The sequence below is a fragment of the Aureimonas sp. AU22 genome (assembly GCF_001463745.1).
Taxonomy (GTDB): domain Bacteria; phylum Pseudomonadota; class Alphaproteobacteria; order Rhizobiales; family Rhizobiaceae; genus Aureimonas.
Map to the genome: position 1 here is coordinate 137,548 of NZ_BBWJ01000004.1, position 13,732 is coordinate 151,279.

Consider the following 13,732-nt stretch of genomic DNA (forward strand, 5'->3'; position numbering starts at 1 on the left):
TCGATGTCCGAAACATCCGGGGAGTTGCGGGTCGAGCGCAAGGCCAAGCTGTCGGAGACCGTCGTGCAGGCGCTGCGGGCGCAGATCATCGCCGGCGACTTCTCCGTCGGCGAGAAGCTGCCGACCGAGACGCGCATGTCGGAGATCTTCGGCGTCAGCCGCACCGTGGTGCGCGAGGCGGTGGCGATCCTCTCGGCCGACGGGCTCGTCGAGCCGCGGCACGGAGCGGGCGTCTTCGTGCGGATCAACCCGCAGCGCCGGATCGCCGCGATCGCCGCGGATGTCGGCGACCGCATCAGTCAGGCGATCAACGTCCTCGAAGTGCGGATGGGTCTCGAGATCGAGAGCGCGGGTCTGGCCGCCGAGCGGCGCAACCCGTCGCAGGAGGCCCGGATCCAGGAGGCCTTCTTCGAGTTCGACCGGCTCCTCCATCGCGGCGAGCAGACGGGCAAGGCCGACTTCGCCTTTCATCGCGAGATCGCGGCCGCGACCAACAACCCGTTCTACGTCGACATCCTCGACGCGCTCGGCGACCGCACCATCCCCTGCGACCGCACGTCCCCCTGGTACTCGGTCGAGGCGCTCTCGCCCCAGTACCTGATGGGCCTGCAACGCGAGCACCTGGCCGTTCTCCAGGCGATCTCGGCGCGCGATCCGGACGCGGCGCGCGACGCGATGCGCCGGCACCTCTTCGCCGCCCAGCAGCGCTACCGCCGCCGGCTGACCTACCAGCAGGAGTCCTACGCCGCGGCGGCCGTTCCACAGACCGTTTCCGAACCGAAATCAGGACCATCATGACGATCGATCACGAGACACGCTTCGCCGTCCACCCGGAAGCCGCGGCCGCGATGGGCACGGAGGAGCTTCGGCGCCACTTCCTGATCCAGGGCCTGTTCGAGACGGGTCGCATTCGCCTGTCCTATACGCACTACGACCGGATGATCGTCGGTGGCGCCGTCCCGACGACCGAGGAGATCGCGCTCGAGACGATCCGCCCGAACGGTACGGCACGGTTCCTGGAGCGTCGGGAACTCGTTCTCGTCCATGTCGGCGGTGGCGAGGGACATGTTCGCGTCGGCGAAGAGAGCCACGTGCTGAAAGTCCGCGACATGCTCTATGTCGGCCTCGGGCAGGAGGTCGCGCTTCGCTCGGCCGATGGTGCGAACCCCGCGCGCTTCTATCTCCTGTCGGCCCCGGCCCACAAAACCCTTCCGACGCGCCACCTCCCGCACGAGTCCGCCAAGCGCATCGATCTCGGTGCCCGCGCGACCTCGAACGAGCGCTCGATCTTCCAGTACACGACGACGATCGAGACCTGCCAGATCGTCGTGGGCATGACCAAGCTCGCCGAGGGGTCGGTCTGGAACACGATGCCGGCCCACGTCCACGACCGCCGCATGGAAGCCTACCTGTATTTCGACCTCGCCGACGAGGCGCGTGTGTTCCACCTGATGGGCGAGCCCACCGAGACGCGACACATCGTGATGGCGAACGAGGAGGCCGTCGTCTCGCCGCCCTGGTCGATCCATTCGGGCTGCGGAACCTCCTCGTACTCGTTCGTCTGGGCGATGGCCGGCGACAACGTCGACTACACCGACATGGACCCCGCTCCCCTGAAGGACCTGCGCTGATGGACCTCAACTCCTTCAGCCTTGCGGGCCGACGCTTCGCGGTGACGGGCGCAAACACCGGCATCGGCCAGGGGATCGCCGTCGCGATCGCGCGCAGCGGCGGGTCGGTGATCGGCTTCGGCCGCTCCGACATGAGCGAGACATCGGCGCTCGTAAGCGCGGCTGGCGGCACGTTCTCGCCCACGCTCGTCGATCTCTCGGACCTTCGGTCCGGCGTCGAGGCGCTGGAGGCCGCGATGGACGAGGCTCCGCTCGACGGGCTCGTGAACAATGCCGGCATCATCCGGCGTGCGGACTCGGTCGACCTTACCGAAGACGACTGGGACGCCGTGGTCGACCTCAACCTCAAGGCGACGTTCTTCCTGTCGCAGAGCTTCGGCCGGCGCTGCCTCCAGGCGGGACGGCCGGGGCGGATCGTCAACATCGCCTCGCTCCTGTCGTTTCAGGGGGGCATCCGCGTCCCCTCCTATACGGCCTCGAAGCACGGAGTCGCCGGGATCACGAAGATCCTCGCCAACGAATGGGCCGCGCGCGGCGTCAACGTCAACGCCATCGCACCCGGCTATATCGAGACCAACAACACGGCGGCGCTGCGGGCCGACCCGGACCGGACGCGGGCGATCCTCGAGCGCATACCGGCTGGCCGCTGGGGCGCCGCAGAGGATATCGGAGCCGCGGCGGCCTTTCTGCTCGCCGACGCCTCCCGCTACATCCACGGCGTCATCCTGCCGGTGGACGGCGGCTGGCTTGCGAGGTGACGGGCATGACCATGGGACCTGACATCTTCGCGCGCGCGAACGAGGGCGCCTGGGAGGCGACGCCGGATGGCAATCGGCGCCGCATCATCTGCTGGACGCCGGAGCTGATGATGGTGGAGTTCCGCTTCGAGGCCGGCGGCGTCGGCTGGCTGCACGAGCATCCGCATGTCCAGTCGAGCTATGTCGCGGAAGGCGCCTTCGAGGTGACGGTCGACGGACGCACCGAGACGCTGCGGGCGGGCGACAGCTTCATCGTACCGTCCGGGCTCCGGCATGGCGTGAAGGCGCTCGAAAAGGGGCGGCTGGTCGATACGTTCACGCCCTACCGGGCCGACTTCCTGCCCCAGCCGGACGCTCCGGCATCGAACTGAGCGCCGTGGCGCTTGCCGCGAAGCGGTCCCGATGGGTGCCGGGCGCGGCATGGCGCCCATCGCGGCGCCCGTCCACCCGTTCGTCGGGTACGTGGTTCGCGTCATGATCCCAGGGCGACCCCGCCCGAAGGTCGATCGCAGTATAGCTGGACGCCCGTGAAGGGCGCCCAGCCATAGGCACCTGCCTGTGAAGGGACGGGAACAGGCAGGCGCTTCCCGAAAACTCACGAGCGCACCAGTATCGAACGCCACATGAACGCCAAGTGAACCCGGCGTTCATGTTCGCGACGGCCCCTCCGCATTCGGTTTGCTTTCCGCGCGTCCACCCCCGAAAATACATGACGTCCGACGTCATATATTTCGGCCGTCTTGAGTCCTCCAAACCTTCGCAAGATTCTTCCTGCCCGACTGAAACCCTGCGAGCCCTTGCGCATTCTGGTGCCGAAGGACACGGGTTTTCGGGTCACCCACCAGCGTCGGTCCCGATCCAATGGAGGATTGTAGTATGTCGAGTTCCTACAGCCGTGATGAGCGTCCGGTCGAGCGCACCGTCGACCGCACCGTGGTCGTCAACGACGGCGGCCGCAGCGGCGGATCGGGCTGGTTCATCGCCGGCCTCCTCGTGGTCGCGCTTGTGATCGGCGGCTTCTTCGTCTTCGGCGGCAACCTGTTCGGCTCGGCCGGCGGTGGCGGCAGCACCAACGTCACCATCGATACGCCCGATATCAATGTCGGGTCCGCGGCGGCTCCGGCCGGCGGCGCCTCGTCCGGTTCGGCTGCGCCCGCCAACTGATCGGTTTCCACACCGCAAGGGGCTGCGGACCATTCGGTCCGCAGCCCCTTTTTTTTCGTCAGCATGCCTCGCCACCATCGTGGACCCGCCCGGCCGTCATCCCACGGCGCGCAACATGCGGCGATCCGCTTGGCTGCCGCGGGAACCGGTGCGGAAGAGGTCCGTCGCCCGGTCGATGTCGAGCGGCCTGGAGTAAAGGTAGCCCTGGACCTCACCGCAGCCGAGTTCGCGGAGCGTGCACGCCTGCGATGGCGTCTCCACGCCTTCGGCGATCGTTCGGATCCCGAGCCCGTCGGCGAGGACCACGACCGAGCGGAGCACGGCCATCGAATGCCGGCTTTCGGGAATGTCCGTCACGAAGCTGCGGTCGATCTTGATCTTCGCGATGGGAAAGCGATGGAGGTAGCCGAGCGAAGAATAGCCGGTGCCGAAGTCGTCGAGCGCGAAGGTGACGCCGAGCGCCAGCAGCTCGTCGAAGATACCGGCCAGGCGATGGTTCTCGCCGACAAAGGCGGACTCGGTGATTTCCAGCTCCAGCCGCTTCGGGTCGAGCCCCGACGAGGCCAGCGCGGCGCTCACGGCCCCGACGATGTCGCCGGCCAGGAACTGGAGCGGCGAGACGTTGACGGCGACCTTGATCGTCTCCGGCCAGAGCAGCGCGTCGCGGCAGGCCACCTGCAGAACCAACGCGCCGAGCTTGTGGATCAGCCCGGTTTCTTCGGCGATCGGAATGAACTCCGCCGGCGAGACGTAGCCGCGCTCGGGATGGCGCCAGCGAACGAGCGCTTCCGCGCCGGTCCAGGCGTCGTCGCGAAACCGCGCCTGCGGCTGATACGCCAGTTCGAAGGCTCCAGCCTCGATGGCCTGTGCCAGATCCCGCTCCAGCGCCAACCGTTCGAGGCGGAGCGTGTCCATGGAGAGGTCGAACAGGACGACGGGTCCGTCTGCCGTACGCTTCGCCTGATAAAGCGCGACGTCCGCACGACGGCGCAGAACGGACGGGTCGCCGCAACCATCGACATCGGCGGCGACACCGACGCAGGCGCCGATGGACACGCGATGGCCGTTCACGACGTAGGGATGCGCGATCTCCCGCACGATGCCTTCGGCGACCGCCCGACCGAGGTCGGTATCCGCGGATCGAACGAGGACCAGAAACTCGTCCCCTCCGATCCGGTACACCGACGCTCCGTCCGGCAGGACGCGGGCCGCACGACGGGCCGTTTCCACGAGGACGGCGTCGCCCGTCGCGTGCCCGAGCGCGTCGTTGACGCCCTTGAACCGATCGAGATCGAAGGCAAGCAGGGTGACCGGGGAGTTTTCCGCAAACAGGCCATCGAGGTCGGTTTCGAGGGCGCGGCGATTGGGAAGTGCGGTCAGGCTGTCGTGAAGCGCGGCGAAGCGGAGCCGCTCCTGCGACCGTTCGCGATCCGTCACGTCGTGAAGGATGAGGCTGACATAGCGCAACCGCTGGACCTTGCCGCGGCGGTTGCGCTTGCCTTCCAGCCAGAACGGGGCGACCGTGTACTCGAGGATCCCCGCCGCCTCGCCCTTCGCCACCGTCACGGTGCGCCGAGGCCGGGCGCCGGCTCCGGCCGCATCGCCCTCGTCGGCCATCGCCGCGTCGACCGCCTCGACGAGGGCCGGCGGCAGATCGGAAAGCCGGGCCGGGCGCTCCGTCACGGCCAGGGCGAGCAGGAGGCGCGCAGCCTCGTTGATCCGCATGACCCGCCCGGCTCCGTCGATGATCACGATGGCGTCGAAGCCATCGTCCACGACGCGCTCCAGAAGCCGAGCCGTGTTGCGCGTTTCGATCCGGGCCACCCAGAGGCGGAACTGGCGAAGGTCGAATTCCCGAAGGAGGCTCCAGAGTGCGATCGCGGCGACCGACAGCTGAAGTTCGGCGGTCTGCAGCATCACGGCCCTTTCGAGATAGAACCAAGCCGCCGCCGCCTCGATGGCGAGGGCAACCCCCAGCGCGGTAGCGAGGCTGCGCCGAAGCGAGTTGCGCAGCACGAACCAGCAGCCCGATGCCAGCATTAGCGCGGCGACACCTAGCGGAGGCTGCCACGACGACAGGGCCCGGTCCTGGATCAGGGTTTCGGTTGCGAGCGCGATCACGGTGGACCCCGACACGATGCCCGCATCGGGCACCGAAAAGAGGTCGTGGAGTTCGATCGCCGTTGCACCGACGATCAGGGTCTTGCCCTTCAACGCGTCCCTCGCGACCCGGCCGTGAAGCGCATCGACGTAGGACACGCGCGGTATCGAGCTGGCCGCGATCGCGTGGTCGATACCGAAATCCGCCGCGGTCTCCTGGCGGTCCGCCAGAACCGCGGGCATCGAGGCCACCTGTTCGCCGGCCACATTCATCGACCAGGGAAAACGCCGGACCCGTCCGTCCTCGTCGAGCGGCACATTGATGGAGACGGGCCAGGAGGCGTCGAGCAACGGCTCGATCGGCATAGACGGCAGCGGTTTGCCCGACGCGGGATCCTGCTGCACGAAGGCGGCGAGGAACGCTTCCAGCCCGGTCGCGCCAAGGGCCTCGGCGAAGGCGGCATCGTCCTCGCCGCCGGAGCGGGTGGAAAAGTCGACGTCGAAGGCGATGCGGCTCGCGCCCGCGTCCGCGGCCGCCTTCAGGAGGTCGGCATGGAGACGACGCGGCCAAGGCCACACGCCGACCTCGGCCAGGCTTCTCGCGTCGATGTCGACCAGCACGATCTCGCCGGACGCCGGACGTTGGCCGAGGGAGAAGCGCGCATCGGACAGCGTCGTATCGAGAAGGCGCGTGAAGCCGGACAGGTGAGCCCCGCCGAGACAGGCCGCCACGATCAGGAGGGTGGCGAGCGGCCGGATCCACGCCGCCGCCATGCGCGTGGACCGGCCCTCTGCGTTCGGGTTCACCATCCCCGTCGTGTTCCCCATCACTGGCCGGTCCCCGCCGAGGTCATCGACTACTTGTTGCTGCCGCCGTTTCCGTTGCCGTTGCCGTTGTTCCCCTTGCCGTTGCCGCCGCCGTTGGAGCCGTTGCCGCCTCCATTGCCGTTGCCGTTACCGTTGTTGCCCTTGCCGTTGCCACCTCCGCTGGAGCCGTCGCCGCCTCCATTGCCGTTGCCGTTACCGTTGTTGCCCTGGCCGTTGCCACCGCCATTGGAGCCGTCGCCGCCTCCATTGCCGTTACCGTTATTGCCATTGCCGTTGCCACCGCCGTTGGAGCCGTCGCCGCCTCCATTGCCATTGCCGTTACCGTTGTTGCCCGCGCCGTTGCCGCCGCCGTTGTTGCCGTTTCCGTTGCCGGGCCCACCGGGCCCACCCGCGCTCGGCCCTCCACTGCCGGGTCCACCATTTCCAGGCCCGCCAGCACCGTGTCCGCCGTTTCCGGGACCGCCCTTGCCAGGACCGCCGTTTCCACCCTTGCCAGGTCCACCAGGTCCATCCTTACCGGGTCCGCCGGGACCACCATTGCCCGCTTCACCCGGACCGCCTTTTCCGGGGCCGCCGGAGCCATTCTTGCCGGGTCCGCCAGCGCCGTCCTTGCCGGGACCACCATGTCCGCCCGGGCGACCGTTGGTGTTCCCCTTCCCGTCGCTTTCGGAGCGACCGGGACGGTTGCCGCCGTTGCCGCGAGGTCCGACACCCCCCTCGGACGCCGATGCTCCGCTGCCAGCCTGCGAATTACGCCCCATTCCCCGATCGCGCGCATCGGAGGCCGTTGCCTTGGTTTCGGCGACACTGCTGCCGAGAGACGGACGATCGCGCCCGTTGGAGTCCGCGCCACCGAAACCGCCCGCGCTTGTTGCGGTCGACGAGCGCGAGGATGCGGTGCTGGTGCTCTCGTGGGTCGAAGCGGCCGCTTCCGGACCTGCCGATGCCGCGGAGGAGCGTGCGGCGTCGGTCGCGGCGGCCTCGCGGAAGCTGCTGAGCGCCTGCCCGACCGGGGCGACGCTCGGAGCGGACGGCTTGCCCGGTGCCACGTCCGGCGCATTGACGCCTGCGGTGCGAAGGCCGGACGTCGTCGTCGACACGCTCGCACGCTGACCGGCGCCGACGCCGGCCGTCTCGCCGGTCTTCAGGTCGCGCACCTGAACGAGGCCGCGATTGACGCCGATCTTCGTATCGGTCTTGGAGACGTCGATGGTGAAGGCCGTTCCCTTCACCACTGCCGCCATGAACGGGGTCTGGACGGTGAAGTGCGGCGACGCCCTCTTCTCGATGTCGAACTCGATACTGCCCACCTGCTGCAGCACTTCCGTCTTGGAACTGAACAAGCCCTTGGGCTGCACCAACGCGACGCTTCCGGGACCGAGCGTCATCACGTTGTTCTCGCTCGACAGGCGGACACGTCCGGACTTCGCGGTCGCGATCGTCAGGCCTTCGGGCACGCTCATGCCGACGGCCAGAACATTGCGCTTGTCGGCGCTCTCGATCGTCCAAGCCGTTCCGCTCACGCGGTCGACGCGCCATTCACGCGTCCACCCGACGTCCGCCTGGAACAAGGCCAAGAGCAAGAAAGCAAGAAATGGTAGACGAGCGCGCATCGGGATTCTGCCTCGGGTTCAATCTCCGAAGCATGACGCGCGATCGGTTACGGCCGCCTAATCGCGTCCTTCAAATTCGCTGCAATCGAGCCATAGGCGCAAAGATACTGTGTAAAATGTCTGGTCGCGCGCCCAAGTTCTTGGCACCTCCGCAGAAAACTTCGGGCTCACGCTGTGAATCCCGCAGAAGACCGGACCGGATATGACTGCGCCGTCTTCGGCTCGTTCTTCGTCCGCGTTCGCCGAAGCGCGCCTGCAAGGTTCAAAAACTCACCGCCCAATCATGTTCGTTACTTTTGTATACATGAACTGGCGCTTCATGTTTGATGGTAGCAGCTTTCCACCGAGGGCAGATCGAGCAAGGGCGCTTCGCGGTTTCCCAAACCCATCACGCGGCGGGTCCCCCGCGTCTGTGCTCTCCCAATCGCCGTCCGGTGGATCATTCCCAGCGAGTTGAGGAGTTATCTATCGATTTCGTGTCGGACCTGCCCTCGACGGGCGGCGGATCGGCTCAATGTATGGTCCAGCTTTCCTGACCATGCAGGCGCCGCCCGTCGTTCGACCGCGTTGCCGATGGCATGACAGAGACCAGAACCATGACGATGATGACCCATCACCCGCTGACAGGCGCTGCCTGTTCGATCTCGACCGGATGCCTGGAAGACATGACGAAGCGCGTTCGCGACCGCGCCTACCAGCTCTGGGAACTGGAAGGTCGGCCTTGGGGCCGCGAGCACGAATTCTGGGCACGCGCTTCTTCCGAAATCGAAGGCGAGTGGCTGATGCAGGACAGGCCGCTCAGGATCGTGGCGCGCTGAGCGGAGCGCGATGCGGTCAGTCCTTCGGTCGGCGCAACGCCATCCTGAAGGGCACCCGCAGGAGCACCACCTGACGTTCGTCCACGACCTCGAAGGCCTCGTCCGAGATGTCCCGGCCGTCGCGCACCGCGCTCGCCATCAACTCGCGCGCCGAGTAGATGGCCTCGTCGGTCGCAGCCGCCTCGTCGGGAAGCTCGCTGCCTTCGGGGTCGCGTACGAGACAGTCGTGCTTCCGATAGTTGAAGTAGAAGCGCATAGAACCTCTCCCAACGTTCAGTGCGTCGAAGACCGAAGGCTGCCACGATGCGCAACAAAGCGCATCATCAAAGCCGTACCGGGGGGCGCGACCGATTGACCGGATCGTTGCGGATCCCGATCCGCCTAGGCGCCGGCCTCTCCTTCGAGTGGATGCCAGCGCCGGGCACCGGCCGCGCCGAACTGCCCGACACGATGCCGCGCACGCCTTCGGCGATCGGTCCGCGACCGCCTCGTCAGCCGCGTTTTCGGCGAGCTCGTGCCGTGCAAGGCGTGAAATCTCTCGTGACGGGATCGGAACAGCGGGTAGGCGCATCAAGTCCGCCCTTGTCGGGCGTCCTTAGACATCGGGTCGCTTCGTCCCGCGCCGGCGCGATGCCAGGATCTCGGCGAGCGTGACGGGACGAAATGGAAAGGCGTCGACCCCGACGTCGAACTGGCGCGCAATGGGCTTGAGTCTCGCATGGGAATGGCCGTGCAGGTTGACCGCGCCCCGTCCCATCCCGTTCCAGGTTCGAAAGGCGTAGTGGCAGAGGACGAGCGGCGTACCGTCCACGGCGATCTCGGCATAGGACTGGACGCTTCGCCATCTCGGGTTTTCCAGCGTCGCCCGATCGTCGTTGTTGCCGGAAATGAGATGCTTGGTGCCGTCGAGGCGCGACAACAGTGCGTCCTTCAGATCGGGCGATCCGCGCGCGAAATCGCCGAGGTGCCAGACCTCGTCGCCCGGACCGACAACGGCGTTCCAGGCCGCCACCAGCGCTTCGTCGTGTGCGGCGAGATCGGCGAACGGCCTTCGATCGAGACGCAGGACGCGGGGATCATGGAAATGGGTGTCGCTGGTGAAGAAGATCATCGCCTTGCCGGGCTGAGGGCGGCGGCGCGGCGGATGGATCGCAAGCACCATGGGCCGACCATCTAGGGCTCGCGGGCCGAGCGGACGAGAAGCCGGCGACCGGCTAACGCCGGCTCATCGCCAAGCTGACGAGATGGTGAAAGCGATCGATGTGGGAGGCAGGCTGGGCCTGCCCGGCGGCCACCGCGCGCGCGCCCTTCTGGAAAGACGCGTAACTCTCGTCGGAGCCCGCAATGCGCAGCACGGCATCGGCCAGACGCGCGGGATCCGGCAGGGCCGGCGGCCCGACATCATCCGTCAGGGGACGGTACACGAGAGGATAGACGTCACTCGGATCGCCCCCGAGGTCGCCAAAGGCGGCGAGCGGGAGATGAGGCTCGACGCGCAGGCCCGACACCCCGTGCATCATGGCTTCCGGCAGGCCGTCCACCGACGTGACGACGCACGGCACCCCGAAGCTGGCGGCTTCCGGGCACACGGTGCCGAAGGGTTCGCGGAGCGCGGGATGGAGGAGGATGTCGATGCCCTCGTAGAAGCCGGCCATGTCGTGCACCTGACCCAGGAACCGCACGTGATCCGTAACCCCACGCCGCTTCGCCGCAGCCTCCATCCGTCCGCGATCGGGCCCCTCGCCGGCGACGACCAGTTCCGCCGGCCGGCCGGCCGCACGCAGTTCCGCCACGGTGTGGACCGCGAGAACGCCGCCCTTGAACGCCCGGAGGCGACCCGCGAAACCGAGCCGCAGGGGCCTATCGGAGGGAAGCACGCGTTCGCCGACGGCGGGCGGCGCGTTCCAGACGCAAGGAGACAGGATCTCGATCGGCGCCTCGATCCGCCAGACCTCCTGCAGCATTCGCCGGCTGGCGGTCGAATTGGCGAGGAAGAGGTGATGACCCCCACGGAACTCGCTGGACAGGGGTTTTTCGCGCCCGAACCAGACGGCGCCGCGCTCCCAATAGAGAGCGGCGGCTCCCGCGCTCCGTGCCGTACGAACCGCCCGCAGATCGCCGGGCAGGTTGATGTTCACCGCCGCGTCGATGCGCCAACGGCGGGCCGCGCGCGTCTCGCGTCGCTGCCGAAGCCACTTCGGCAGGACGATCCCCCACCATTCCCTCGGATCGAAGGGAGGCGCGGCGAAGGCCCCGGCAAGGGCTTCGATCTCTGGCGAGAGGCTTCGCTTGTCTGTCGTGAGGTAGTGGCGGAAGCGCGGATCGCTGCGGGTGGCCTGCAAAAAGGCCGCGAACTGGACTTGGATGCCGCCCCAGTTGCGCGACGACACGGGCAGATGGTGGAGGATGCCGAGCGGCTGCACTGACTGTCCCCGGAAGGCCTATGGGCGGCTGGCGTCGCCATCGCACAAAGGCGGCGCGCCCGCAACGCAGATCGAGCGAGCGCAGCGCTCCCTCGCCTGTCCGCCCCTGGCGCATCACCGGCGCAAGACGTCCTGCCACTCCGGATGGCGGTCGATCTGCGCCTTCGCGAACGGGCAAAGCGGGATGATGAAGATGCCCTCCTTCCGGGCATCCTCGACGGCCCGGCGCACCAGCCGCTCGCCGACCTTGCGCCCGCGCAGGGCCGCGGGAACCTCGGTATGGTCGATGATGATCAACCCCTGCCCCGCCCGGCTGTACGTCATCTCGGCTTCCGCACCATCGAGGACGAGGCGGTAGCGGCCCTTGGCGGCGCCATCCTCGCGCTCGACGCCGGCCTCCTCGCTCACCACCGCGCTGCCCGGTCGGTCCGCGTCGGCGGTGCGCACCCGTCCCGGCTGTCCGGGCGTGCATTCCAGTAGTTCGCGATCCCATCCGCCGAGGTCGGCCGCCGCCTCGTAGGTCGAAACGAGGAAGGCCATGAGCGCTGCATCGGGATCGGGCGCGGAGCGAACGGCGTCGTAGGGAAGGACGAACTCCGACAGGCCCTCGTGCCAGAAGGCCGCCTCCGGCGCGATCGACGCAGCCCGAAAGCCGTTCGGGGCGGGATAGGCGTAGGCGTAGAAGGCGGGATAGTCGATGCCACCGCCGCCCGGCCAGAAGCCGGCCGAGGAGACCTCGCGGTCATAGGCTTCGCGCGCGACGTCGTCCGGCAGGGTCGGAATCCCGGCGGGATGAAGCGGCGCGCGCCGCCCCGAGAAGCGCGTCACCGCCAGATCGAGAGCGCCCCAGAAGAGATGGACCGGGCTCGCCTTGCCAAGGAACGAGGTCCGGAACGATCGGAACACGCGGTCGACGGCGACCAGCGCTCGATGGAAGCGCTGCACCGCGTCGCGATCATAGGGCCGGTCGCGATGATCCTCGGTGAAGGGGACCGGAAACGGCACCTCGTTCGGACTGCCGTTGAAGGTGGGCGTGCCGCCGAGATCGGTGATCATGCGCACAAAATCGGCGTGGAACACCGCGACCGTGGTGGCCTTGAGGGCGATGGACGCAGAGCGCCCGTCCCCGTTGGTTCCGCGGACCTCGTGATCGCGAAGATCGAACAGGATCTCGATGCCACTGCCGTCGGGGATCGGCGAGGTCGCAAGGCCGCGGGGCGTGACGTAGAATGTGGCGTTCCAGGAATGATTGAGCCACGGGCTATGCGCCAGCCGGTACTTGCCGACGATCTGCAGGTAGAGGTGCAGGGCGGAACAGGTCTCGCGCCAGCCGAGATAGTCGATTTCGGGCCAGTCGTTTCTCATCGCTTGCCTTCCCCCATGCTCGCGGCGGCGAGCCGCGTCGTTTCCGTCGTTTCGAACCCGTCGCGCGCGGACCACAGTTGCACGCGTACCCGTCAGTCAGGCAAGGGAATGTGCTCGTCGCGGTCGTCGACCGGCAGATCGAAACGTCCCGTTCCCCATGCCTCCGCGCGCCATTCGGCCTTGGCTTCTTCGATACGCTCCCGGGAGGATGCGACGAAGTTCCACCAGATGTAGCGCGGGCCCTTCATGGTCGCGCCGCCCAGAATCATCAGCCGGGCGCCTGCCGGTCCTCCGGAGACGGTGATCCGGTCGCCGGGACGGAAGACCATCATCTGCCCCGCCTCGAACACCTGGCCCGCGACGGAGATCGAGCCCTCGACGATGTAGATGCCCCGATCCTCGTGATCGTCCGGCATCGGCAGCCGGCTTCCCGGATCGAGCCGCACGTCCGCATAGAAGGTTTCGGAGAACATCGTGGCCGGCGCGGCTTCGCCATAGGCGGTTCCGAGAATCAGCCGAACCGACGCGCCATCGTCCTCGATGGTCGGCAGCACATCCTTGCCGTGATGCTCGAACATCGGGATCATGTCTTCGTGGCTGTCGGGTAGAGCCAGCCAGGTCTGGATCCCCAAGAGGCTGCTCGGACCGCTGCGGCCTTCGGCGCTCGTGCGCTCCGAGTGCGAGACGCCGCGCCCGGCCACCATCCAGTTCAGCGCGCCCGGCCGGATGATCTGGTCCGAGCCGATGCTGTCGCGGTGGTGGAAGTCGCCGCGATAAAGGTACGTCACGGTCCCGAGGCCGATATGCGGATGAGGTCGGACGTCGACGCCGGTGCCCGTCAGGAACTCCGCCGGTCCCGCCTGATCGAAGAAGATGAACGGCCCGACCATCTGGCGCTTGGGCGCGGGAAGCGCGCGCCGCACCTCGAAGCCGCTGAGGTCGCGCGATCGCGGGATGATGAGCGTCTCGATGGCGTCGATGCCGACGTCGTCGGGGCAGCCCGGCTCGATCGCGGGGTTCCAGCTCATGCGG

At 67.7% G+C, this 13,732-nt stretch carries 13 protein-coding genes; 6 read left to right on the forward strand and 7 right to left on the reverse strand.

What is annotated here, in order from left to right; all coding sequences use genetic code 11:
* The first annotated feature begins 3 nt into the window (after positions 1-3).
* From AUL34_RS01150 to AUL34_RS01170, 5 genes are all read left to right on the forward strand, one after another.
* On the forward strand, positions 4-798 hold the full coding sequence (locus AUL34_RS01150; protein ID WP_061930582.1) for a FadR/GntR family transcriptional regulator: 795 nt from the start codon (positions 4-6) through the stop codon (positions 796-798).
* Positions 795-1,631, forward strand: a complete 837-nt coding sequence (gene kduI / locus AUL34_RS01155) for a 5-dehydro-4-deoxy-D-glucuronate isomerase (RefSeq protein ID WP_061929903.1) — start codon at positions 795-797, stop codon at positions 1,629-1,631. Before AUL34_RS01150 ends, kduI begins: the two co-directional genes overlap by 4 nt.
* A complete protein-coding gene (gene kduD, locus AUL34_RS01160; protein ID WP_061929906.1) occupies positions 1,631-2,389 on the forward strand; it encodes a 2-dehydro-3-deoxy-D-gluconate 5-dehydrogenase KduD in 759 nt (252 codons plus the stop codon). The genes kduI and kduD overlap by 1 nt, the downstream gene beginning before the upstream one ends.
* An 11-nt stretch (positions 2,390-2,400) precedes the next feature.
* Positions 2,401-2,760 (forward strand): cupin domain-containing protein, encoded by a 360-nt coding sequence (locus tag AUL34_RS01165; protein WP_156420743.1) that lies wholly within the window; start codon positions 2,401-2,403, stop codon positions 2,758-2,760.
* Positions 2,761-3,265: 505 nt separating this feature from the next.
* Positions 3,266-3,553: a hypothetical protein gene (locus AUL34_RS01170; protein ID WP_061929912.1), complete on the forward strand. Its 288-nt coding sequence runs from the start codon at positions 3,266-3,268 to the stop codon at positions 3,551-3,553.
* A gap of 96 nt (positions 3,554-3,649) precedes the next feature.
* Here AUL34_RS01170 and AUL34_RS01175 read toward each other — a convergent pair whose 3' ends face one another.
* Positions 3,650-6,481, reverse strand: coding sequence for an EAL domain-containing protein (locus tag AUL34_RS01175; protein WP_082653061.1), 2,832 nt, complete (start codon positions 6,479-6,481; stop codon positions 3,650-3,652).
* Between the two features lie 29 nt (positions 6,482-6,510).
* Complete coding sequence (locus tag AUL34_RS21750) at positions 6,511-8,004, reverse strand: FecR domain-containing protein (RefSeq protein ID WP_192845666.1); 1,494 nt, start codon at positions 8,002-8,004, stop codon at positions 6,511-6,513.
* 686 nt (positions 8,005-8,690) lie between these two features.
* On the opposite strand from AUL34_RS21750, the gene AUL34_RS01185 reads away from it, so the two are divergent.
* Complete coding sequence (locus tag AUL34_RS01185; RefSeq protein ID WP_061929919.1) at positions 8,691-8,912, forward strand: DUF2934 domain-containing protein; 222 nt, start codon at positions 8,691-8,693, stop codon at positions 8,910-8,912.
* Between the two features lie 16 nt (positions 8,913-8,928).
* Here AUL34_RS01185 and AUL34_RS01190 read toward each other — a convergent pair whose 3' ends face one another.
* The 5 genes from AUL34_RS01190 to AUL34_RS01210 form a co-directional block, all read right to left on the reverse strand.
* Positions 8,929-9,168, reverse strand: a complete 240-nt coding sequence (locus AUL34_RS01190; protein WP_061929922.1) for a hypothetical protein — start codon at positions 9,166-9,168, stop codon at positions 8,929-8,931.
* 339 nt (positions 9,169-9,507) lie between these two features.
* Entirely contained in the window at positions 9,508-10,023 is a 516-nt protein-coding gene (locus AUL34_RS01195; RefSeq protein ID WP_061930588.1) for a metallophosphoesterase family protein, read from the reverse strand.
* A gap of 103 nt (positions 10,024-10,126) precedes the next feature.
* Positions 10,127-11,335 carry a glycosyltransferase gene (locus tag AUL34_RS01200; protein WP_061929925.1) on the reverse strand — a complete coding sequence of 403 codons (1,209 nt, stop codon included), beginning with the start codon at positions 11,333-11,335 and terminating at the stop codon, positions 10,127-10,129.
* Between the two features lie 114 nt (positions 11,336-11,449).
* Positions 11,450-12,700 carry a DUF5996 family protein gene (locus AUL34_RS01205; protein WP_061929928.1) on the reverse strand — a complete coding sequence of 417 codons (1,251 nt, stop codon included), beginning with the start codon at positions 12,698-12,700 and terminating at the stop codon, positions 11,450-11,452.
* A 92-nt stretch (positions 12,701-12,792) separates the two neighbouring features.
* The gene (locus tag AUL34_RS01210) at positions 12,793-13,728 is read right to left on the reverse strand and encodes a pirin family protein (RefSeq protein ID WP_061930592.1); all 936 of its coding nucleotides are present in this window, start codon (positions 13,726-13,728) and stop codon (positions 12,793-12,795) included.
* Positions 13,729-13,732: the final 4 nt, after the last annotated feature.

Coding starts and splice junctions, on each gene's coding strand:
- kduD (WP_061929906.1), top strand. CDS start 1,631: ATGGACCTCAACTCCTTCAGCCTTGCGGGCCGACGCTTCGCGGTGACG.
- AUL34_RS01205 (WP_061929928.1), bottom strand. CDS start 12,700: ATGAGAAACGACTGGCCCGAAATCGACTATCTCGGCTGGCGCGAGACC.
- AUL34_RS01170 (WP_061929912.1), top strand. CDS start 3,266: ATGTCGAGTTCCTACAGCCGTGATGAGCGTCCGGTCGAGCGCACCGTC.
- AUL34_RS01165 (WP_156420743.1), top strand. CDS start 2,401: ATGGGACCTGACATCTTCGCGCGCGCGAACGAGGGCGCCTGGGAGGCG.
- AUL34_RS01150 (WP_061930582.1), top strand. CDS start 4: ATGTCCGAAACATCCGGGGAGTTGCGGGTCGAGCGCAAGGCCAAGCTG.
- AUL34_RS01175 (WP_082653061.1), bottom strand. CDS start 6,481: ATGGGGAACACGACGGGGATGGTGAACCCGAACGCAGAGGGCCGGTCC.
- AUL34_RS01185 (WP_061929919.1), top strand. CDS start 8,691: ATGACGATGATGACCCATCACCCGCTGACAGGCGCTGCCTGTTCGATC.
- AUL34_RS01190 (WP_061929922.1), bottom strand. CDS start 9,168: ATGCGCTTCTACTTCAACTATCGGAAGCACGACTGTCTCGTACGCGAC.
- AUL34_RS01195 (WP_061930588.1), bottom strand. CDS start 10,023: ATGATCTTCTTCACCAGCGACACCCATTTCCATGATCCCCGCGTCCTG.
- AUL34_RS01210 (WP_061930592.1), bottom strand. CDS start 13,728: ATGAGCTGGAACCCCGCGATCGAGCCGGGCTGCCCCGACGACGTCGGC.
- kduI (WP_061929903.1), top strand. CDS start 795: ATGACGATCGATCACGAGACACGCTTCGCCGTCCACCCGGAAGCCGCG.